Origin of the sequence: Burkholderia pseudomultivorans, assembly GCF_902499075.1 — a bacterium.
GTDB lineage: Bacteria > Pseudomonadota > Gammaproteobacteria > Burkholderiales > Burkholderiaceae > Burkholderia > Burkholderia pseudomultivorans.
In genome coordinates this window covers 25004-46354 of record NZ_CABVPP010000059.1, presented here as the reverse complement: position 1 = coordinate 46354, position 21351 = coordinate 25004, and the positions used below count along the sequence as shown (strand labels likewise).

The 21351-nt window shown below is 67.4% G+C and carries 22 protein-coding genes; 13 read left to right on the top strand and 9 right to left on the bottom strand.

What is annotated here, in order from left to right; genetic code table 11:
- The coding region (locus tag BST28156_RS28365) for a DnaA N-terminal domain-containing protein (RefSeq protein ID WP_302478062.1) at window positions 1–340 on the bottom strand (340 nt) is incomplete at its 3' end.
- A 418-nt stretch (window positions 341–758) separates the two neighbouring features.
- Between BST28156_RS28365 and rpmH the strand changes: the two genes are divergently transcribed.
- The 4 genes from rpmH to yidC all read left to right on the top strand — a co-directional run bounded on the left by rpmH (window position 759) and on the right by yidC (window position 3383).
- Window positions 759–893, top strand: coding sequence for a 50S ribosomal protein L34 (gene rpmH, locus BST28156_RS28360; protein ID WP_004198824.1), 135 nt, complete (start codon window positions 759–761; stop codon window positions 891–893).
- Window positions 894–908: 15 nt separating this feature from the next.
- Window positions 909–1370, top strand: coding sequence for a ribonuclease P protein component (gene rnpA / locus BST28156_RS28355; RefSeq protein ID WP_060242860.1), 462 nt, complete (start codon window positions 909–911; stop codon window positions 1368–1370).
- Between the two features lie 76 nt (window positions 1371–1446).
- Window positions 1447–1713 carry a membrane protein insertion efficiency factor YidD gene (yidD, locus tag BST28156_RS28350; protein ID WP_009694594.1) on the top strand — a complete coding sequence of 89 codons (267 nt, stop codon included), beginning with the start codon at window positions 1447–1449 and terminating at the stop codon, window positions 1711–1713.
- Window positions 1714–1721: 8 nt separating this feature from the next.
- Window positions 1722–3383, top strand: a complete 1662-nt coding sequence (yidC, locus tag BST28156_RS28345) for a membrane protein insertase YidC (protein WP_174903976.1) — start codon at window positions 1722–1724, stop codon at window positions 3381–3383.
- 109 nt (window positions 3384–3492) lie between these two features.
- On the opposite strand, the gene BST28156_RS28340 is transcribed toward yidC, so the two are convergent.
- Window positions 3493–3927, bottom strand: a complete 435-nt coding sequence (locus tag BST28156_RS28340) for a transcriptional regulator (RefSeq protein ID WP_174903975.1) — start codon at window positions 3925–3927, stop codon at window positions 3493–3495.
- A 328-nt stretch (window positions 3928–4255) separates the two neighbouring features.
- On the opposite strand from BST28156_RS28340, the gene mnmE reads away from it, so the two are divergent.
- Window positions 4256–5650 (top strand): tRNA uridine-5-carboxymethylaminomethyl(34) synthesis GTPase MnmE, encoded by a 1395-nt coding sequence (gene mnmE, locus BST28156_RS28335; protein WP_059482654.1) that lies wholly within the window; start codon window positions 4256–4258, stop codon window positions 5648–5650.
- A gap of 370 nt (window positions 5651–6020) precedes the next feature.
- On the opposite strand, the gene BST28156_RS28330 is transcribed toward mnmE, so the two are convergent.
- The 3 genes from BST28156_RS28330 to BST28156_RS28320 form a co-directional block, all read right to left on the bottom strand.
- Window positions 6021–7376, bottom strand: coding sequence for a sensor domain-containing diguanylate cyclase (locus BST28156_RS28330; protein ID WP_174903974.1), 1356 nt, complete (start codon window positions 7374–7376; stop codon window positions 6021–6023).
- A gap of 110 nt (window positions 7377–7486) precedes the next feature.
- Window positions 7487–7735, bottom strand: coding sequence for a DUF2795 domain-containing protein (locus BST28156_RS28325; protein ID WP_009694600.1), 249 nt, complete (start codon window positions 7733–7735; stop codon window positions 7487–7489).
- Window positions 7736–7850: 115 nt separating this feature from the next.
- On the bottom strand, window positions 7851–8021 hold the full coding sequence (locus BST28156_RS28320) for a hypothetical protein (RefSeq protein ID WP_009694601.1): 171 nt from the start codon (window positions 8019–8021) through the stop codon (window positions 7851–7853).
- A gap of 151 nt (window positions 8022–8172) precedes the next feature.
- Here BST28156_RS28320 and speG point away from each other — a divergent pair, with 151 nt between their 5' ends.
- The 3 genes from speG (at window position 8173) to BST28156_RS28305 (ending at window position 10289) form a co-directional block, all read left to right on the top strand.
- Window positions 8173–8706: a spermidine N1-acetyltransferase gene (speG, locus tag BST28156_RS28315; RefSeq protein WP_060242905.1), complete on the top strand. Its 534-nt coding sequence runs from the start codon at window positions 8173–8175 to the stop codon at window positions 8704–8706.
- 497 nt (window positions 8707–9203) lie between these two features.
- Window positions 9204–9551 carry a surface attachment protein Sap1 gene (gene sap1, locus BST28156_RS28310; protein WP_060242876.1) on the top strand — a complete coding sequence of 116 codons (348 nt, stop codon included), beginning with the start codon at window positions 9204–9206 and terminating at the stop codon, window positions 9549–9551.
- Between the two features lie 183 nt (window positions 9552–9734).
- On the top strand, window positions 9735–10289 hold the full coding sequence (locus BST28156_RS28305) for a YaeQ family protein (RefSeq protein ID WP_174903973.1): 555 nt from the start codon (window positions 9735–9737) through the stop codon (window positions 10287–10289).
- A 21-nt stretch (window positions 10290–10310) separates the two neighbouring features.
- Here the strand turns inward: BST28156_RS28305 and BST28156_RS28300 are convergent, their stop codons facing one another.
- Window positions 10311–10724: a VOC family protein gene (locus BST28156_RS28300; RefSeq protein WP_174903972.1), complete on the bottom strand. Its 414-nt coding sequence runs from the start codon at window positions 10722–10724 to the stop codon at window positions 10311–10313.
- A 426-nt stretch (window positions 10725–11150) separates the two neighbouring features.
- Between BST28156_RS28300 and ada the strand changes: the two genes are divergently transcribed.
- Both ada and BST28156_RS28290 read left to right on the top strand, forming a co-directional pair.
- A complete protein-coding gene (ada, locus tag BST28156_RS28295) occupies window positions 11151–12242 on the top strand; it encodes a bifunctional DNA-binding transcriptional regulator/O6-methylguanine-DNA methyltransferase Ada (RefSeq protein WP_174903971.1) in 1092 nt (363 codons plus the stop codon).
- Window positions 12239–13213 carry a DNA-3-methyladenine glycosylase family protein gene (locus BST28156_RS28290; RefSeq protein ID WP_174903970.1) on the top strand — a complete coding sequence of 325 codons (975 nt, stop codon included), beginning with the start codon at window positions 12239–12241 and terminating at the stop codon, window positions 13211–13213. Before ada ends, BST28156_RS28290 begins: the two co-directional genes overlap by 4 nt.
- A 113-nt stretch (window positions 13214–13326) precedes the next feature.
- On the opposite strand, the gene BST28156_RS28285 is transcribed toward BST28156_RS28290, so the two are convergent.
- A complete protein-coding gene (locus BST28156_RS28285) occupies window positions 13327–13632 on the bottom strand; it encodes a hypothetical protein (RefSeq protein ID WP_174903968.1) in 306 nt (101 codons plus the stop codon).
- Between the two features lie 2 nt (window positions 13633–13634).
- Between BST28156_RS28285 and gshA the strand changes: the two genes are divergently transcribed.
- Window positions 13635–15248 carry a glutamate--cysteine ligase gene (gshA, locus tag BST28156_RS28280; RefSeq protein WP_174903967.1) on the top strand — a complete coding sequence of 538 codons (1614 nt, stop codon included), beginning with the start codon at window positions 13635–13637 and terminating at the stop codon, window positions 15246–15248.
- Between the two features lie 63 nt (window positions 15249–15311).
- On the opposite strand, the gene BST28156_RS28275 is transcribed toward gshA, so the two are convergent.
- Entirely contained in the window at window positions 15312–15626 is a 315-nt protein-coding gene (locus BST28156_RS28275; protein ID WP_174903965.1) for a DUF4148 domain-containing protein, read from the bottom strand.
- A 542-nt stretch (window positions 15627–16168) separates the two neighbouring features.
- On the opposite strand from BST28156_RS28275, the gene BST28156_RS28270 reads away from it, so the two are divergent.
- Window positions 16169–17812, top strand: coding sequence for an L-lactate permease (locus BST28156_RS28270; protein ID WP_174903964.1), 1644 nt, complete (start codon window positions 16169–16171; stop codon window positions 17810–17812).
- A gap of 111 nt (window positions 17813–17923) precedes the next feature.
- Here the strand turns inward: BST28156_RS28270 and BST28156_RS28265 are convergent, their stop codons facing one another.
- Entirely contained in the window at window positions 17924–18832 is a 909-nt protein-coding gene (locus tag BST28156_RS28265) for a LysR family transcriptional regulator (RefSeq protein ID WP_174903963.1), read from the bottom strand.
- 229 nt (window positions 18833–19061) lie between these two features.
- Here BST28156_RS28265 and BST28156_RS28260 point away from each other — a divergent pair, with 229 nt between their 5' ends.
- Window positions 19062–21233 carry a phosphocholine-specific phospholipase C gene (locus tag BST28156_RS28260; RefSeq protein WP_174903962.1) on the top strand — a complete coding sequence of 724 codons (2172 nt, stop codon included), beginning with the start codon at window positions 19062–19064 and terminating at the stop codon, window positions 21231–21233.
- Window positions 21234–21351: the final 118 nt, after the last annotated feature.

The window sequence follows — 21351 nt, the reverse complement described above, 5'->3', positions numbered from 1 at the left end:
CGGCGATCGCCGCCACCGTGGCGGCCGGGCCGCTCGGCGACAGCGGCGCGCGCGCGGCGGCCGGCGCCGCGGCTGCGGCGCTGCGCATGCCGGCTTTCGGATCGAGGACGAACTGGACTTCGATCGGCGCGTTCCAGAAATCGCGGGCCAGATCGGAGATCCGACCCGAAAACTGGCTCTTGACCCAGTCCAGCTTGAAGCGGTTCGGCGCGGCGATGGACAGCGTGTTCGCCGACGCATCGAAGGCCACCGGGGCCAAGGGTTTGATCCACGTCACGTACTGCTGGGGCGTCAGCTCGCGCTCCAGCAGTGCGGAACAGTGTTGCCAGAAATCGTTCATCAAATGACTGTCGTTTTTTGCATGCACAGCGGCTCGCCGACGCCCTCGTCGCGGTTGCGCGACAAGGCCCGAAGCGGCGTGCGAGCGTGCGTCGGACGCCTGCGTCACGGTTCGTGGCGAGGCAGGCGAGAGCCGAAGCGGCGTGCGGGATTCTTGGAGATAAGGCGAGATTCTAACGCCAAACGCGGCCACAGCGGGACTTATCCACAGGGTGCGATTGTGGGTCGCGGGGCCGGATCGGCGCGGGCCTGCACAGGCGAACGAGTCGTAAAGTATTGACCGTCAACGGAAAAACGGTTTAAATAGCGGGTTCCGCGAAAACCAATCCTGTATTTCCGGCGATTGCGTTCGCCCGAAGGCCTCCGGTAAGGGCACGCGGTCCCCTGAATTTCGACATTCTCGAACAAGTGAGAGCATCATGAAACGTACTTACCAACCGTCCGTGACGCGCCGCAAGCGCACCCATGGCTTCCGTGTCCGCATGAAGACGGCAGGCGGCCGCAAGGTCATCAACGCTCGCCGCGCGAAGGGCCGCAAGCGCCTCGCCATCTAAGGCGGGTTGCGCGCTGTGTCCGCCGTCCGCAGTCCTGCGGAGGGTGCCGTCGAACCGGGTGAGAATCCGTTGCAGACGAAAGCCGCCTTCCCGAAAGCTGCGCGACTTCTGAAAACGGATGAATTTTCATCCGTTTTTCGTTTGCGCCCGTGGCGGCGCTCCGCGCACTTCGTGATCTACGGCAAGCCGACCGGCCAGCCCGCGCGACTGGGGCTCGTCATCGGCAAGAAGTACGCGCCGCGTGCAGTGACGCGCAACCTCGTGAAGCGGCTCGCGCGCGAAGCGTTTCGCGTGCGCCGGGCCGAGTTCGCCGGGTTCGACCTGCTGCTGCGCTTGCATACGCGCTTCGACAGGAAAGCGCTGCCGAGCGCGGCTTCGGCCCCGCTCGCGGCGTTGTGCGCGGACGAAATCCGCGAGCTGCTCGACAGGGCCGCCCGGGAAGTCGTCCGCCGCGCGTCGAAGCCCGCGTCCGAGTGACGCATCCGAGCCGTGGCGCGGCGTTCGCGTATGCCCGGCCGGTTTTGAAGCGGCGTCGTACGGCGCTGCCCAAGGTATGGAAACGGTATTGATCGCCTTGCTGCGCTTCTACAAGGTTGCCGTGAGTCCGCTGCTCGGCAACCGTTGCCGTTTTTATCCTTCCTGTTCGGATTACGCGCGCGAGGCAATCCAGTATCATGGCGCCGCGCGCGGCACGTATCTCGCCGTCAGGCGCGTGTGCCGATGCCATCCGTTTTCCGCGGGCGGCATCGACCTCGTCCCGCCGCCCAACTCCGACACTCGCGCTCGCGGCGAAGCCGACGCGCGGTCCCATCGACTCTGAGACAACGCATGGATATCAAACGCACCGTCCTATGGGTGATCTTCTTCATGTCAGCTGTCATGCTGTACGACAACTGGCAGCGGTCCCATGGACGCCCGTCGATGTTCTTCCCGAGCGCCACGCAGACGGCCCCCGCGGCCGCCGGCGGCGCGTCCGGCACGGGCGCGACGACGACCGCAGGTGAGGTGCCCGCCGCCGCAGCCGGCACGGCGCCCGCGACGACGGCCCCGGCCGCGCAGGCGCAGCTCGTGAAGTTCTCGACCGACGTGTACGACGGCGAAATCGACACGCGCGGCGGCACGCTCGCGAAGCTGACGCTGAAGAAGCAGGGCGACGGCAAGCAGCCCGACCTGTACATCACGCTGTTCGACCACACGGCCGGCCACACGTATCTCGCACGCTCGGGCCTGCTCGGCGGCGACTTCCCGAACCACAACGACGTCTACACGCAGGTGAGCACCGGCCCGACGTCGCTGACGGGCGACCAGAACACGCTGAAGCTGTCGTTCGAATCGCCGGTGAAGGGCGGCGTGAAGGTCGTGAAGACCTACACGTTCACGCGCGGCAGCTACGTGATCGGCGTCGACACCAAGATCGACAACGTCGGCACGGCGTCCGTCACGCCGACGGTCTACATGGAACTCGTGCGCGACAACACGGCGGTCGAAACGCCGATGTTCTCGCATACCTTCCTCGGGCCGGCGGTCTACACGGACGCGAAGCACTTCCAGAAGATCAACTTCAGCGACCTCGACAAGAACAAGGCCGACTACGTGACCTCCGCCGACAACGGCTGGGTCGCGATGGTGCAGCACTACTTCGCGTCGGCGTGGATTCCGCAGCAGGGCGTGAAGCGCGACATCTATGCGGAGAAGATCGATCCGTCGCTGTACCGCGTCGGCGTGAAGCAGCCGGTTGCGACGATCGCGCCGGGCCAGTCGGCCGACGTGCAGGCGCGCCTGTTCGCCGGTCCGGAAGAAGAGCGCATGCTCGAAGGCATCGCGCCGGGCCTGGAGCTCGTGAAGGACTACGGCTGGGTGACGATCATCGCGAAGCCGCTGTTCTGGCTGCTCGAGAAGATCCACGGCCTGGTCGGCAACTGGGGCTGGGCGATCGTGCTGCTGACGGTGCTGATCAAGGCGGTGTTCTTCCCGCTGTCGGCCGCCAGCTACAAGTCGATGGCGCGCATGAAGGAAATCACGCCGCGCATGCAGGCGCTGCGCGAACGCTTCAAGAGCGATCCGCAGAAGATGAACGCCGCGCTGATGGAGTTGTACAAGACCGAGAAGGTCAATCCGTTCGGCGGCTGCCTGCCGGTCGTGATCCAGATCCCGGTGTTCATCTCGCTGTACTGGGTGCTGCTCGCATCGGTCGAAATGCGCGGCGCGCCGTGGATTCTGTGGATTCACGACCTGTCGCAGCGCGACCCGTTCTTCATCCTGCCGGTGCTGATGGCCGTGTCGATGTTCGTGCAGACGAGCTTGAACCCGACGCCGCCGGACCCGGTCCAGGCAAAGATGATGAAGTTCATGCCGATCGCGTTCTCGGTGATGTTCTTCTTCTTCCCGGCCGGCCTCGTGCTGTACTACGTCGTGAACAACGTGCTGTCGATCGCGCAGCAGTACTACATCACGCGCAAGCTCGGCGGGGTCAAGAAGAAACCCGCGTAACGGCTGCGGGCGGCTCGCCGCCCGCGCCGCGCGCAAAAAAAAGCCGCATGGGTTCGCCCGTGCGGCTTTGTCGTTTTCGGGGCCGGCGCGGCGCTCAGCCCGTTCTTGCTCAGCCCTTTTTCTGCTCGCCCTTCGGTTCGCCGTAGAACTGCTCGATCAGTTCCTGCACGAGATAGCGGCGGTGCGGCGGCAACGCCTCGATCTTCGACGCGAGTTCGATCGTCTCGGGCGTGGGCGGATAGCGTTCGTCGCGCGGCAGCGGTTGCGGCGTCGCAGGGGCGGCCGCGCTCGGCGACGGGCCGTAGTGCAGCCAGTGCAGTTCGACGCGCAGCCACGATGCGAGCGTCTCGAGTTTGTCCGGCGTCGGGATCGTGCGGCCCGTCAGCCACTTGTGCGCGGTTTGCGGCGAAACCGGTTGCGAGCCGTGGTGGCGGAGATTGAAGCGGGTCGCGAGTTCCGTCGCGCCGGTGACCTTCTCCGGACTGCGCCGCAAGGCGAATTTAAGGCGTTCCGAGAACGCCGCTTTTTCTTCGGGTGTCGGCATGGACGGGATTGTGCAATTCCGGCGACCCGTTTCAGACAACCATATGAGATAAACATATCTCATGCAGACGAATCCCAAACCGGTGCGCGGCGTTCGGTGTAGTGGAAGGAGTCGCTGCGCGGCCGCGTCGCAGGCAGACTCGTTCGAAGCGCATACCGGAACGATGCGTCGAACTGATACTTGGCTTATCCTCGACGGGATAAATTCGGGATAGTCTGACAAGGGCGCGCGGTCCGGTGACAGGCTGGCCGGCACGCTACAATGCCGGCGTTCCGCCGCCCGAACTGTTGCGCGGGTGCACCAACGACTGCCTGATTCTCCGATTGCCATGCTCGCTACCGATTCCGATCCGATCGTCGCCATTGCCACCGCTGCCGGCCGGGGCGGCATCGGCGTCGTCCGCGTGTCGTTCGGGCGCGGCGGCGAGGCGGCCGCGCTGCCGCTGATCGACGCGTTGTGCGGGCAGCCGCTCGCGCCGCGCCATGCGAGCTACGTGCCGTTCCTCGATGCGCACGGCGCACCGCTCGACCGTGGGATCGCGCTGTATTTCCCGGCGCCGCATTCGTACACGGGCGAGCATGTGCTGGAACTGCAGGGGCATGGCGGGCCGATCGTGATGCAACTGCTGCTGCAGCGCTGTCTCGACGCGGGGCGCGGCTTCGGGCTGCGGCTTGCAGAGCCCGGCGAATTCACGCGGCGCGCGTTCCTGAACGACAAGCTCGACCTGGCGCAGGCCGAGGCGGTCGCCGACCTGATCGAGGCGAGCACCGAGGCGGCCGCGCGGTCGGCGGGGCGTTCGCTCGACGGCGCGTTCTCGCGGCAGATCCACGCGCTCGTCGACGACGTGATCAACCTGCGGATGCTGGTCGAGGCGACGCTCGATTTTCCGGAAGAGGAAATCGACTTCCTCGAAGCGGCCGATGCGCGCGGCAAGCTCGCGCGGATTCGCGAGCAGCTCGCGCACGTGCTCGGCGATGCGCGCCAGGGCGCACTGCTGCGTGAGGGATTGTCGGTCGTACTCGCCGGGCAGCCGAACGTCGGCAAGTCGTCGCTGCTGAACGCGCTGGCCGGCGCGGAACTGGCGATCGTCACGCCGATCGCGGGCACGACGCGCGACAAGGTCGCGCAGACGATCCAGGTCGAGGGGATTCCGCTGCACATCATCGATACGGCCGGGTTGCGCGAGACGGAGGACGAGGTCGAGCGGATCGGGATCGCGCGCACGTGGAGCGAGATCGAGCGCGCGGATGTCGTGCTGCACCTGCTTGATTCGCGTACGGGGATGACGGCGGACGACGTCGCGATCGCGGCGCGGTTTCCGGACGGCGTGCCGGTCGTGCGCGTGCTGAACAAGACGGATCTGACGGGCGTGCCGGCCTCGGTCGAGCATCCGGCGGCGGAAGGCGACCTGACCGACGTGCATCTGTCCGCGAAGCGCGGCGACGGGATCGACCTGTTGCGCGCGGAGCTGCTGCGGATCGCCGGATGGCAGGCGGGGGCGGAGGGCGTCTATCTCGCGCGCGAGCGGCATCTGATCGCGCTGCGCGCGGCGCAGGCGCATCTCGCGCACGCGGCCGATCATGCGGAGCAGCGTGCGCAGTCGCTCGATCTGTTTGCGGAGGAACTGCGGCTCGCGCAGGAACAGCTGAATGCGATTACCGGGGAGTTCACTTCGGATGATTTGCTGGGGGTGATTTTCAGCAGGTTCTGTATCGGGAAGTGACGGACTTCAAGGGTGCATGCAGGCCCGATCGGGCGGCGTGATCGGCGCTCCGGATCAACCACCGCGCGCCAGGCACCACGCCCCTCGATCTCGCTTCCCCCGATCAATCCCAATGATGATGATGGTGGTACCCATCACCGTAATATCCGCCGTCCGGCACGACGATACAGCCGCTCAGCAGCGCGGCGACACTGGCAATCAGCAAAAGGGTCTTCTTCATGGCGCTCACCTGCCTGGATTCGATATGAACCCAGCATAGCGAGCGCCCGGAACACGGGCTGTAAGCATTCGTTTCCCGCCCGCGCAATGCGTAACGGCGGATTATTCCGGTCACAATGACCGTAACAACTGCCCGAAACAACAGACGTATTCAGGCGACCACGACCCTGTCCCGTCCGTCGGCCTTTGCGCGGTACAACGCGGCATCGGCCGCTTCGATCAACGCGTCGGACGTCGACAGCGCATCGGACGATACCGTCGCACAGCCGACGCTCACACTGACGCGCCCTTCCGGCGCCGGCATCACGAGATCGAGCCGCAGCACCGCCTGGCGCGCTTCCTCGGCGACGATCCTGGCGCCGCGCGCATCGGTATTCGGCAGCACGATCGCAAACTCCTCGCCGCCGTAGCGTGCGACGAGATCCGTCGGCCGCCGCACGACGCCGGCCAGCGCATGCGCGATCGCGACCAGGCATGCATCGCCCTTTACATGGCCGTATGCGTCGTTGTACGCCTTGAAGTGATCGACGTCGACCATCAGCAGCGACAGCGGTTCGCGCTGCCGCCGCGCCTGCAGGAACAGCGTATGGAAATGATCGTTGAAATGGCTGCGGTTGAACGCGCCGGTCAGCCCGTCGCGCGCGGCCGAACGGATCAGCGTCGCGTGCGCGTCGGACAGCCGCTGATACAGCATCGTCACTTCCCACGCGAGCACGCAGACGAGCACGCCGGGCGTGAACATGCTGAACACGCGCGCGAGATACCAGCCGACCGTGAAGCGGGTCGTGCTCATCGCATTGAGCGTGGTATCGGCGAGGCACGCGAGCATCGCGATCGCGAGCCACAGATCGAGCGTCGTGCGCAAGCGGCCCGCGATCAGCACGGCCGTCAGCGCAAGCGCGTTGAGCAGCCACACGGCGAGCACGATGCCGCCGACCGGCAGCACGCTCGTCTCGGCGGGCGGCCGGAACGCGGACGGCAGCGGCACACGCAGCGTCAGCACGCACAGCAGCGCGGCGACGACGGCCGGGCCGCCGATCAGCACGAATGCCCAGCCGCGCGTGTGCCGCGCGTCGACCGGCGCGCGAGCCAGCCGGTCGCGCGCGAGCAGCGCGATCATCACGAAGCACGGAAAGCCCGCATGCCAGAAGATCCACATCCACATCGCGCTGCGCGGCAGTGCGCCGAGCAGGCCCTGCGGCGAGAACACGCCGGGAAACGTCAGCAGCTGCAGCGCGACCGCGAGCGCGGTGAACGCATAAGCGCCGCCGAGCGCACCGAACACGGGCTGGCGCGTCACGGTGAACTGCGCGCCGAGGAAGAATGCAGTGAGGCTCGCGGTCGTGAATACCGTGAGCGCGCACATCGGCATGAACGGCTCGACGGCAGGCAGCGCGACGTCCGCATGCGGCGCGGCGACCCCGAGCGTGAGCACGATGGCGAGTGCCGTCAGGGCGCCGAACCAGCGCTGACGACGCGTCGTGTACTGGGTCAGGATCCCTTCCATGGCGTTCCCCGGACGCTGGTGCGCACACACCCGGCTATGGCGTCGGGCGGCATGTATCCGGCCGCGGCAGGGCCGGTGTGATGCGATCCTGACGCGTTATCGCGGCGCGGTCAAATGCCGATGCCGGGACCGAAGTTGCCGGCGACCCAGCGCGTGACGGCATCGACGTCCGCGTAGTCCTGCTCGGGCAGGCCATCGAGCATCGACAGCACTTCGTTGCTCGCGCCGGCGTCGCGCGCGGCGTCGACGATCGCATCCTTGTTGGCCGGATATCGGACGGCGGCAAGCACGTCGGCGATCTGCAGGTCGATCGTTTCGTGCGGAATGTCGTGCTCGGGCAGGGAAGGTTTGTCGTTCACGTCGAAGGCTCGCGTTGTGAAGCGGGAGTCGGGTCGATACTGCGGGCGGGGTGCGATCGCGCCGTCGGGCGCGCCGCGATTGTAGGCGCCGATCGTGTGCGGACGATGAAAGCGCTCAATGTCCGCGTCGCACGCGGCGCCACGGATGCTTCCAGTCGATGTGCGGCGCGTGCTCGTCGCGCGGATGCTGGCGGCGGTGTTCCTGCCAGAGTTCGTCGGAAAACAGCGCGGCCACGATCACGAGCGGCAGCACGAGAAAGATACCGAGTATGACTTGCTCGATCACGATAGCCTCCTTGCGGTGGCAGGAACCCTTGCTCCCATTCTAGGCTCTGAATTTCGCCGGCGTTCAACTTCTTACAGTGCGGAACGCGCGCGATCGCAGCCCCGTCGCGCGCCGGTTTCGCACGCACGCCGGCCTCAAAAAGGACGCGAACATGCACATCACGAACGAGACCCATACGCTTGCGCTGCGGCCGCTGGAGCGCCAGGACCTGCGCTTCGTCCACGAACTGAACAACGACGCGAAGATCATGCGCTACTGGTTCGAGGAGCCGTATGAAACCTTCTCGGAGCTGTCCCAGTTGTACGACCGTCACGTGCACGACCAGCGCGAGCGGCGCTTCGTCGCGGTCGATACGCAAGGGGAGCTGGTCGGTCTTGTCGAGTTGATCGAGCTCGACTATATCCACCGCCGCGGCGAGTTCCAGATCATCATCGCGCCGCAGTGCCAGGGCCGCGGCTATGCGGGGCAGGCGACGCGCCTCGCGATCGAATACGCATTCAAGGTGCTGAACATGCGCAAGCTGTACCTGATCGTCGATACGTCGAATGCGGCGGCGATTCACGTGTACGAGAAATGCGGATTCCAGCACGAGGCCGAATTGAAGGAAGAATTTTTCGGGAATGGCGCGTATCACAACGCCTATCGGATGTGCATTTTTCAGCGCGATTATTTCGAGCGGCAGTAACAGGCCCGAAACGGTCTGATAAATGCCGGCGAGCAGGCGCCCGGGACGCAGGCCGTGCGGCCTTCGCCGTACGGATAAATACCAATGCGCTTATTCCTGGCATTTTTCTTGAGTGATGAAACTCGACTGTCGCGGCGCAATAATTTCGCATCGTTTCGGATGACTTTATGTGCGTTGCATCAAAATGGTCCGGATAGCGAAATGGATTATCCAAACCGTTCAATCGATGCATTGTAAATTGGCTGAAAGCCTTGCCGGATAACGCTTTCCGCATGGTCGCCGCAGGCTGGTGCGGCAACCGTTCACCGATGGCGAGCATGCGGGAGACAGGAAAAACCGACGGCGCGTAGGGTGCGACAATTCGCCGCTATTGCGAGCGCACAACAAATGTGCTTGCTATCGTTTGCCGGTCTCCTAAAGTGAAAAACGCGGGTTCACGATCACCTTTAAACACATAGCTAAACCCAGCCTGGTGCCCGCAAGCCTGGAGACAGAACATGATGAAGCGTACCGGTGTCTTTCTTGCCCTCGTTGGCGCATTTGCCGCGGTGTCGATTGCACAAGCGGGCGGCGATTCGGCCGTCAAGCCGACGCAGGAAATCCAGTTGACGAAGAACGCATGGGGCTGTCTGTCGAAAGACAATCTGGACTCCGTACTGAGTCACGAGCGCGACGGCAAGTCGCAGGCGAAGCAGCAGTACTTCGACGACTACCGCTGCCTGTCGGTGCCGGAAGGCCAGCGCTTCCGCGTGGTGTCGGTCGAGCAGGGCGACGTGCAGTTCGTCAGCGCCGACAACAGCGACCAGCAGGGTCTCTGGACCGATTCGCGCTTCATCAAGCAATAACGCGCAGTCGCTCGACGCGACGCGCCCACGCGCACCGGCCGTCGAGCCGGCGGCGCGCACCGAACACGGCCCGGCTGATGCCGGGCCGTTGTGCTGTGGTGGGCGCGTGACACGCGCGTGACGGCCGGCATTCGGTATCATCACGGCCCGACCGAACCGAATGCCCGCCCGGGCCGCATCCGCATGGCGCTGAAATCCACGATCTACAAAGCCGAACTGCAAATCGCCGACATGGATCGGCATTACTACGCCGATCATGCGTTGACGGTCGCGCGCCATCCGTCGGAAACCGACGAGCGGATGATGGTGCGGATCGCCGCGTTCGCGCTGCTCGCGCACGAGCGCCTGGAGTTCGGCAAGGGACTGTCGGACACCGACGAGCCCGACCTGTGGCAGAAGGACCTGACCGGCGCGATCGACGCGTGGATCGAGGTCGGACAGCCCGACGAGCGCCGCATTTCGAAGGCGGCCGGCCGCGCCGCGCAGGTCACGGTGATCGCGTACGGCGGCAAGACCTCGGAGATCTGGTGGCAGGGCGTGCGCAGCAAGGTCGAGCGGCTGCGCAACGTGCAGGTGCTGTCGCTGGCCGACGGCGTCGCGGCCGCGCTCGGTCGGCTCGCCGAGCGCACGATGCGGCTGCAGTGCACGGTGCAGGATGGCTCCGCGTGGATCTCGAGCGCCGATCACGACCCGGTCGCGGTCGAATGGACGATCCTGAAACCGCGCGTCGACGCGTGACGACGCGCGGGCCGGCCGCGCTTACCCGACGACGGCGGGCGGCCCCTTGAATTCCAGCATGTTGCCTTCGGGGTCGAACAGGTAGATCGACGGCCCGTAGCCGCCGGCGCCGTAGCGTTCCGCGGGCGTGCCGGGTCGGGCGCCGTGCGCGGCGAAGTGCGCGATGAGTGCATCGGGGTCGAACGGCTCGACGCGCAGGCACAGGTGATCGAGGTTGCGGCCCGCGCCGGGCGGCCCGCTGTCGGCGCGGTCGATCTTCCCGCCGACGGTCAGCAGGTCGATCAGCGCATCGCCGGCGCGCAACTGCACGAGGCCCAGATCGGGCTGTTCCTTCTCCACGTGGCAGCCGACGGCGTCGCAGTAAAAGCGCGTCATCGCAGCCATGTCGGTCACGCGCAGCACAACGTGATCGATCGCGCGGATGGTCGGTTTCATGGACGAACGCTCCTTCGCAGGCACGATGCGTCGAGTGTAGACCAATGGCACGAAGGCATCCGCCGCAACGCGTCGCGATCGACGGGCGAAAAAAAAAGCCCGCTCACTCGGAACGGGCTTAATCCATATCAGGAGGAGACATGGAGGAGACAGTTCCAACTATACATCCGGGTATGGTGCGACGCAATATCGGCAGTGTAAAAAAACGTCAGGACGGCGTTTTGTCGCACCCGCAGTGCAGCAAAACGATGACGGAGCGATGACGGACGGCGCCCGCCGCGTGCTTCGGAGCCGCTTTTCTTCCGACTTTCCCCATTGATCGGGCCCCGGTTTGGTTTCTCGAATCACAGCGCAAGATTCGGGGCGCGTCGTCCCGTGCCGACGCCTAGAGTAGGCACCGTCTACACTAGAGAGCGCGAGGTTCCGATGAAAGCCGCCTATCCGACCGACGATGCCCGCTGGGGCGCAGTGACCGCCCGCGATCCGCACGCGGACGGCGCGTTTTTCTATGCGGTGCGCACGACCGGCGTGTTCTGCCGCCCGACCTGCGCGTCGCGTCTGCCGCGCCGCGAGCACGTGGCGTTCTTCGCCGATCCGGCCGCCGCGCGCGCAGCCGGCTTCCGGCCGTGCAAGCGCTGCCAGCCGGAAGGGCTGCCGCGCGAGCTGGAGATCGTCAATCGCGCCTGCGCGGTGCTCGACGCGCACCCCGAGCGGCTTACGCTGCAGCAGCTGAGCGACGCCGTGCACGTGAGCCCGTTCCATCTTCAACGGCTGTTCAAGCGTGTGGTCGGCGTGTCGCCGCGCCAGTATCAGGCCGCGCAGCGCGGCGCCGCGCTGCGCCAGGCGCTGCAGAGCGGCCAGCCGGTCACGCGGGCGGCCGTCGACGCGGGCTTCAACTCGACGTCGCGCCTGTACGCGTCGGTGCCGCGCGAGCTCGGGATGGCGCCGTCCGCGTTTCGCCGTCAGGGCGACGGCCTGCGGATCGACTATGCGACCGCGTCGACGCCGCTCGGCGCCGTGCTGGTCGCCGCGACCGGGAAAGGCATCTGCCGGATCGCGTTCGGCGACGAGTCGGCGGCGCTCGTCGACGAGCTGAAAGGCGCATTTGCGCGCGCCGAGCTGGTCGAATCGTCCGCGCGGCTCGCGCCGTTCATCGCGCAGATCGGCGCGTATCTCGACGGCACGCGCCATACGTTCGACCTGCCGCTCGACATCGCGCCGACCGCGTTCCAGCAGCGCGTATGGGAAGCGCTGACGCATATCCCGTACGGCGAGACGCGCAGCTACTCGGAGATCGCCGCGGCGCTCGGCGCGCCGCGCGCGGTGCGGGCCGTCGCGTCCGCGTGCGCGTCGAACCCGGTCGCGCTCGCGATCCCGTGCCATCGCGTCGTGCAGAAGGGCGGCGCGCTCGCCGGGTATCGCTGGGGCGTGCGCCGCAAGGCGACGCTGCTTGCATCCGAGGCGCGTCATGCGCACGATGACGAACCGGCCACCGTCGACGAGGGCAGCGCAGCTTGAACATCGAAACAGCCACGATCACGTCAGTTCCGGACGGCGGCCCTGTGCCGCCGTCCGCGCAGATGGAACTGCGCTTCAAGGCGCCGTACGACTGGGCGCGCGTGCTGCGCTTCTTCAGCGGGCGCGCGATTCCGGGCGTCGAGCAGGTCGCGGACGGCGTGTATCGCCGCATCGTCGACCTGCATGGCGCAGCGGGCCGGCTCACCGTCATGCGGCATCCGCGCCGGCACTGCCTGATCGCGACGGTCGAAGGCGCGGCGGCGCGCCACGTCGACGCGGCGTTTGCTGCGCGCGTCGCGTCGATGTTCGATCTCGGCGCCGATCCGGCCGTGATCGGCGGCGGCCTTGCGCGCGACCCGTGGTTCGCGCCGCTGGTCGCGGCCGCGCCGGGGCTGCGCGTGCCGGGCGCGTGGTCGGGCTTCGAGCTCGCGGTGCGCGCGATCGTCGGCCAGCAGGTCAGCGTGAAGGCCGCGACGACGATCGTCGGGCGGCTCGTCGAACGGGCCGGCGAACGCGTCGTGCCCGACACCGGCGCGCCCGCGGGCGACGGCGTTCCCGCGTGGCGGTTTCCGACGCCCGACGCGCTGGCCGCGTGCGATCTCGCGAAGATCGGCATGCCCGGCAAGCGCGCGGCGGCGCTGACCGGGATGGCGCGCGCGGTGGCGGCCGGCGACGTGCCGGTCGATCCGGCGCACGCCGATCTCGCGACGCTGCGTGCCGCGTGGCTCGATCTGCCCGGTATTGGCCCGTGGACCGTCGAATACATCGCGATGCGCGCGTGGCGCGACCCCGACGCGTGGCCGGCGTCCGACCTCGTGCTGATGCAGTCGATCGCCGCGCGCGATCCGGCGCTCGACCGGCTCGCGAGCCAGAAGCGGCGCACCGAAGGCTGGCGGCCGTGGCGCGCGTATGCGGCGCTTCATCTGTGGAACGAGGTGGCCGATCGCGCAGGCGCGGCGCGCGGCGGGTGAAGGCGGGCGGCGCAGGTCGGGGCGGGAGCGTGGGCGATGCGGGCCAGGGCAAGCGGGCGGCGGGCGGTGCGAGCGGGCGATGCGGGTGTCTGCCGCATGACCGGCGCGCGGCATCACGGCGTTCCAGCCTCTTCCTTTGCGACCGGTTCGGCGCCGTTGCAGTGCGTGCGCGCCCGCCGTTCCGTCAGACGATTCAACGATAAGCGACGCACCGGCAACGCCCGCTGCGCATCGGCAACGCGCGCGGCGATCGCCGCCATCGGCCCGCCCGGCAGCCGATTCCGGCGTGCGCACGCGGCCCAGGCCACCTCAAGCGCGGCTTTCGGCGAGATGTTAAAGTGCCCGCTACCAACGAAGCGACCAATAATCCAGCCGGCCGCGCGCGGCGTTCCGCACGCGGCCGTCCCGCACTTGCGCATCCATGTCGAACACCATGACTCACCGCCAGTCCGAACTGCTGCTGAATCGCCTCGATGCGCTGAGCTCGGGCCCGACGCGGCAGCATCTGCCCGACGGCCTGCGCGGCATCGAAAAGGAAAGCCTGCGCGTGACGCGCGACGGGATGATCGCGTTTACGCCGCATCCGCGCGCGCTCGGCTCGGCCCTCACGCATCCGTCGCTGACGACCGACTATTCGGAAGCGCTGCTCGAACTGATCACGCCCGCGGAAGGAGACGCCGCGGTCACGCTCGAACGCCTCGACGAACTGCATCGCTACGTGTACGCGTCGCTCGGCGACGAGATCCTGTGGAACAACTCGATGCCGGGCCAGTTGCCGGCCGACGACGAGATCCCGATCGCCGACTACGGCACGTCGAACATCGGCCGGCTGAAGACGGTGTACCGGCGCGGCCTCGCGTATCGCTACGGCCGCACGATGCAGTGCATCGCCGGCATCCACTACAACTACTCGCTGCACGAGGAAGTGTGGCGGCGTCTGCATGCGGAAGAAGGCTCGACCGCGACGCTCGTCGACTACCAGTCGGAGCGCTATCTCGCGCTGATCCGCAACTTCCGGCGCCGCAGCTGGCTGCTGATGTACCTGTTCGGCGCGTCGCCCGCGCTCGACACGAAGTTCCTGCGCGGCAAGCCGCACAAGCTCGACGTGCTCGATGCCGATACGCTGTACCTGCCGTACGCGACGAGCCTGCGGATGAGCGACCTCGGCTACTCGAACACGACCGCGCAAGCCGCGCTGCACGTCGACTACAACACGCTGCCCGATTATCTCGACGCGTTGTCGAAGGCGGTGAGCGAGCCGTATCCGCCGTACGAGGCGATCGGCACGCATCGCGACGGCGAGTGGATCCAGATCAATACCAACGTGCTGCAGATCGAGAACGAGTTCTACTCGACGATCCGGCCGAAGCGTGTCACGTACTCGGGCGAGCGGCCGCTGCATGCGCTCGCGTCGCGCGGCGTGCAGTACATCGAGGTGCGCTGTCTCGACATCGACCCGTTCGAGCCGACCGGCATCGCGCTCGACACCGCGCGCTTCATCGATGCGTTCCTGCTCGCGTGCGCGCTCGATCCGAGCCCGGCGCTCGACTGCCCGGCCTACCGGGAGGCGAACGCGAACTTCGGCAGCGTGACGATGGAAGGCCGCAAGCCGGGGCTCACGCTGACGCGCGACGGCCAGCCGGTCACGCTGCAGGCGTGGGCGGACGAACTGATGACGGACATCGAAACCGTCGGCCGCCGTCTCGACGAGATCCGCGGCGGCGACGAACATGCACGCGCGATCGCCGCGCAGCGCGACAAGCTGGCCGATCCGGAGCGCACGCCGTCCGCGCACGTGCTGCGCGCGATGCGCGACAACGGGCAGTCGTTCCTCGCGTTCGCGCGCGCGCAGAGCGAAGCGCATGCCGCGCATTTCCGCGCGCAGCCGCCGTCGGCGGACGCGATGCGCGCGGCGGAGGCGCTGGCGCGGAAGTCGCTCGACGAACAGGCCGAGCTGGAAGCGAAGGAGGCCGGATCGTTCGACGCGTTCGTCGCGGCCTATCGCGCTTATACGCTGAACCGCTTCAGCGTCTGACGATCGCACACGGCGGCGCGCGCAGCGGCATGTGCTGCGCCGCCGCGCGTCTCGCACGCGTGCTCAATGGTGCGCGTACGTATCGCGATCGATCGCGGGCGGCAGGGCCGGCTTGCCCGATTCCACGGCCGCACGGCCGTTGCCGCCGTAGCCGCTGTCGTTGCCGCGTGCCTGCGCGGCGCGCTGCATGATTGCCTGCATGTCTTGCGGAAAGTCGGGGCTGCTCGCGAGGCTCGTTCGGTAGCCGACGGCCTGCAGTTCCGCGAGTTCCTGACGAACCTGCGCACGCGTCAGCGGTTGCGGTGCGGTTTGCGCGTACGCGGCGCATGCCGAACCGGTCAGCAGGACGGCACATACCGCTCGTTTCATCGTGTTCATGGTCTCCACTCCGTAGCGTTCCGGCGCCGCGCCGTCGCCGGTGCGGCTGGAACCGAATGCAGCCAGTCTAGGCTTCGGAGGCCAAACGAAACATCCCGATCGCCGGTCAGCACCTTTGTCGCGTGTGCAACATTGCGGCGGCACGTGCATTTGCGGCCCCGGCGCGCCGGCGAAGCGCCGGGGCCGACTGCCTGTCATGCGTGTCAGCGGGCGGCCAGCCGCGCTTCAGCCTGGCTCGTATCGACGTGGCGGGCATCGGGCTTGTCCCCCTTGTGCAAGCGTCATGCGCCTCCTAACCTTTTTTTCAGCGACCGATCGGCAGGCGGCGCGAGGTGGTTGTGTGCGCAAGTGCCTGTTTGCGGCCGTGGATTGCAGATCGAACGCCGATTGCATGAGATTCGAGCAAGCGCTGAAGCGCCAACTTGAGCCGACAGCTTTGCATGGGGCCCAAGTAAGCGCTGAAGCGCTAACTTGAGCCGACAGCTTTGCATGGGGCTCAAGTAAGCGCTGAAGCGCCAACTTGAGCCGACATTGGAGACACGATGAATCCCACCGCCGCCCTGCCGCCCGGCATCGTCTTCTCGCAGCCGCTGACACCGGTCGCCAACTCGCTGCTGCTGTCGTTCCTGGTCGCCGCGATTCCGATCGCGGTCGCGCTGGTCGCGCTCGGCGTGCTGCGCCGCCCCGCATGGCAGGCATCGCTCGCGGGGCTCGTCGCGGGCCTCGCGGTCGCGATCGGCGCGTGGGGCATGCCGGCCGGCCTCGCGTTCAACGCGGTCGGCGCAGGCATGGCGCTCGCGGTCGTGCCGGTGATGTGGATCGTCTTCAACGCGCTGCTGCTGTACAACATCGCGGTGAAGTCGGGCCGCTTCGACCAGTTCCGGCAATGGATGCTCGACAACCTGCCCGACGATCGCCGCCTCGTGCTGCTGGTCGTCGCGTTCTCGTTCGGCTGCCTGCTCGAAGGGATCTCCGGGTTCGGCACGCCGGTCGCGATCACGAGCGCGCTGCTGATCGCGCTCGGCTTCCCCGCGCTCGAAGCGCTCACCTATACGCTGCTGTTCAACACCGCGCCGGTCGCATTCGGCGCGCTCGGCGTGCCGATCACCGTGCTCGGCGCGGTCACGTCGCTGCCGCCCGCGACGCTCGCCGCGATGGTCGGCCGCCAGCTGCCGTTCTTCGCGCTGCTGCTGCCGTTCTACGTGGTCGGCGCGTATGGCGGGCTGCGCTCGATCGCGCGCCTGTGGCCCGCGCTGCTCGTGTCCGGCGGCAGCTTCGCGATCGCGCAGTTCGTCACGTCGAACTTCCTCGGCTACCAGCTCACCGACGTGCTGTCGTCGCTCACGTCGCTGATCGTCACGATCGGCTTCCTGCAGGTCTGGAAGCCGCAGCCCGATCCGCAATTCGCGCTCGCGCGCGGCGCGGGCGCCGTGTCGGGCGGCGGCGCGCGCGCGGGCTTCGGCGGCTGGCTGCCGTGGCTCGTCGTGTCGGTGGTCGTGATCGTCTGGGTGCATGCGAACGTCGCGGCGATCGGCGACGTGAAGATCAAGTGGCCGGGCCTGCACAATGCGGTGTTCGTGTCGCTGTACCACAAGCCGTATGCGGCGGTGTGGGACTTCCAGCCGCTCGGCACGGGCACCGCGATCCTCGTGTCGGCAGTCATCACGGCCGCGCTTACGCGCACCGGCGTCGGCGCGTTCTTCGAATGCGTGGTCAAGACCTGGCGGCAGACCTGGATCGCGATCGTCACCGTGATGATGATCGTCGGGCTCGCGTATCTGTTGAACTACTCGGGGATCAGCTACACGCTCGGCACCGGCGTCGCGTCGACCGGCGCGCTGTTCCCGCTCGTGTCGGCATCGCTCGGCTGGATCGCGGTATTCCTGTCGGGCAGCGATACGTCGGGCAACGCGCTGTTCGGCAACCTGCAGGTGGTCGCCGCGCGGCAGCTCGGCCTCGATCCGGTGCTGATGGCCGCGACCAATTCGTCGGGCGGCGTGATGGGCAAGATGATCTCGCCGCAGAACATCGCGACCGGCGTGTCGACCACCGACCTGAAAGGGCAGGAGGGCGTCGTGTTCGCGCGCACCTTCTGGCACAGCGTGATCCTCACGCTGCTGCTCGGCGTGCTGGTGTTCCTGCAGCAGCACGTGCTGACGTGGATGATTCCGGCGCTGCCGAAGTGACGCGCGCAGCGCCGGCATGCCGCCCGCGCACGATGCCCGGCGCGGATCGGTGACGATCGCGGCCGCACGCTGGGCAAGCGGGAGGGCGGCGGCTCGGCCCGCTGCGCATGCTCAGCGCGCGGTCGCGCGCCGCGTCGTCGGCATCGGCGCGGGCGCGGCTGCGCCGGCCGGCAGGATGCACGCGAGAAACGCATCGATCGCCGGGCTGTGGCGGCGCGCCTTCAGGTAGTACACGTACTCGTCGATCGTCGTGTCGACGTCGCGCAGCGCGACGATCCGCAGGTCGGGATGGCGTTCGGCCTCGCCGCGCGGAAACAGGCTGCCGCCGACGCCGTGCAGGATCGCCTCGCGAATCGCTTCGCGGCTGCCGATCTCGGCGAACGACGCGGCCGCGACGCCGGCCGCCGCGAGAATCGCCTCGGTGCAGCGGCGCGTGACCGAGCCTTCCTCGCGGATCAGCAGGCGCACGTCGGCGAGCTGTGCGGCGTCGATCGCCTCGAAGCGCGCGAGCGGATGGTCGCGGTGCACGACCAGCACCAGCGGATCGGTGGAAATCACCTTGCGTTCGAGGCCGTCCGCGTCGTTGCGCTGCGACGACACCGCGAGATCGATGCGGAACTCGTGCAGCGCCTGCAGGATTTCCTCCGAGTTGCCGATCCGGCACGTGAGCGCGATCGACGGATACGCGCTGGAGAAGCGCCCGACCGCGTCCATGATGTAGTACGGCCCGGTCGCGCCGATTCGCAGATGGCCTTCGAACAGCCCGCCGACATTGCGCAGCATGATGTCGGCCTGCGCCTCGAGCGCGATCATCTTCTCGACGAGCGGCAGCAGCTCGATGCCCGTCTCTGTCACTTCGAGCCGGCGGCCGCTGCGATGAAACAGCTCGACGCCGTACACCTGCTCGACCTGCCGGATCTGCGCGGCAATCGTCGGCTGGCTCACGCCCAGATGGCGCGCCGCGCGCGTGATGCTGCCCTGCCGGACGGTCGCGTGGAACGCCTTCAGCTGATCGAACACGGCTCGTCTTCTCCCCCTCTTGAGCGCGCGTCAGCGTAACGCATGCGTGTGTCGGCCGCATGAAAGGCGCGTCGTGCGCCGCTTCGAAAAAAAGCTGGGGATGACCGCAAGAAACCTGCTGGAACCGGTCACGGCCGGGACATGCCGGTGCGGACTAATAACGGCGGCGCACCCGCCGCCGGCCCCGCTCGACCGGCTCTTCATTCCTCCGACAACAGGATTTCCCCTCATGTCCTCGACCAATCGACGCGATTTCCTGCGCCTCGCCGCCCAGTCGGCGGGCGCGATGGCCGCCTATGCCGGCTTTCCGCCCGCGATCCGCAAGGCGCTGGCGATGCCGGCCGCCTACCGCACCGGCACGATCCGCGACGTGGAGCACGTCGTGATCTTCATGCAGGAAAACCGCTCGTTCGATCACTACTTCGGCGGGCTGCGCGGCGTGCGCGGCTTCGACGACCCGCGTCCGCACCTGCTGCCGAACGGCGCGCCGGTCTGGCAGCAGCCGCCGGCATCGACGTTCACGAAGAACTACCATTCGCGCGGCCTCGATCCGTCCGCGCCGTACGTGCTGCCGTTCTACCTCGATCCGAAGCAGACCACCGAATTCCAGCCCGGCACCAACCACGGCTGGAGCAGCGGCCATCTCGCGTGGAACAACGGCCAGTGGGACCAGTGGGTGAACCAGAAGCAGGACGTGCTGACGATGGGCTACCTGAAGCGCCAGGATCTCACGTACCACTACGCGCTGGCCGATGCCTTCACGATCTGCGATGCGTACTTCTGCTCCGCGCATGCGGATACCGCGCCGAACCGCATCTATCTGTGGACCGGCACGATCGACTCGCGCAACCTCTACGGCAATCCGCCGAACGGCCCCGGCATCGGCGAGCGCGACGACGTGAACGGCTACACGTGGACGACCTATGCCGAGCGTCTGGAGAACGCGAAGGTGAGCTGGAAGGTGTACCAGGGCGGCACCGGCATCCCGGGCGACCCGACCGACAACTACACCGACAACTCGCTGATGTTCTTCAAGCGCTTCCAGGTGAAGGAGGGCGCGAGCGGCCCGCTCGTCGACAAGGGCGCGTCCGACCACACGCTCGCCGAGCTGAAGGCCGACGTGCAGGCCAACCGGCTGCCGCAGGTGTCGTGGATCGTCGCGCCGTACAAGTACAGCGAGCACCCGCAGGCGTCGCCGACCGACGGCGCGTTCTACATCAACATGGTGCTGGAAGCGCTGACGTCGAATCCCGAGGTGTGGGCGAAGACGGTGTTCATCCTGAACTACGACGAGAACGACGGGCTGTTCGACCACGTCGTGCCGCCGGTGCCGCCGGTGACGAGCGGCGTCGGCGGGCAGGGCATCGTGTCGGCGAACCTGCTGTCGAACCTCGGCGACGAACTGCTCGACCTGAACAAGTATCCGGGCGAGATGAGCCCGCTCGTGCCGGGCGCCGATCCGGGCGGCATCCAGCCGATCGGCCTCGGGCCGCGCGTGCCGCTGATCATCATCTCGCCGTGGACCAAGGGCGGCTGGGTCTGCTCGGAGACGTTCGACCACACGTCGGTGCTGCGCTTCCTCGAAGCGCGCTTCGGCGTGCAGGAGCCGAACATCAGCGCATGGCGCCGGTCGATCTGCGGCGACCTGACGTCGGCGTTCGACTTCTCCGCGCGGCCCGACACGCGCACGGTCAGCTTCGCGGTGCCGCAGCACATTGCGACGGCCGGCCAGGCGTACCAGGTGCCCGCGCAGCAGACGATGCCGGTGCAGGAGCCCGGCACGCGACCGGCGCGGGCGCTGCCGTACGAGCTGTTCGTGCACAGCCGCGTGAGCGGCCGCGACGATACCGTGTCGCTCGACTTCGCGAACACCGGCGACGCGGGCGCGGCGTTCTACGTGTACGACCGCCGCAACCCGTCGACGCCGCCGCGCCGCTATGCGGTGTCCGCGCACGACCGCTTCGTCGATACGTGGAGCACGTCGGCCGCCGGCGGCGATTATCATCTCGCCGCATACGGGCCGAACGGCTATCTGTGCGAGTTCCAGGGCAACACGCGGCTCGCGGCCGACGGCCGCCATGCGAACCCCGACGCGAAGATCGGCTACGACGTGCGCAACCGCCACGTGTACCTGCAACTGCGCAACCGCGGCGGCGCGGCATGCCGCGTGGTCGTCGACAACGCATACAGCCATGCGCCGGCGCGCAGCTACACGCTCGAGCCGGGCGAGCGCGTCGAGGATCACTGGGCACTGTCGTCGAGTCACGGCTGGTACGACCTGACGATCACCGCGACCACGCTGCGCGGCAGCGACGACAAGGTCGTGCGCCGTTTCGCGGGCCACGTCGAGACGGGGCGGCCGAGCCAGAGCGACCCGGGGCCGGCGAAGCGCCCGGCCTGACGGACGGCGTGCGTCGCGCGGCCGGCCGGGATGCGTTCCGCCGGCCGCACGGGTTTCGGCAAGCGAAATTGGCTTTTGGAAACTGAAAACTGTTGACAATTTGTCTGGCAAGCGGTAT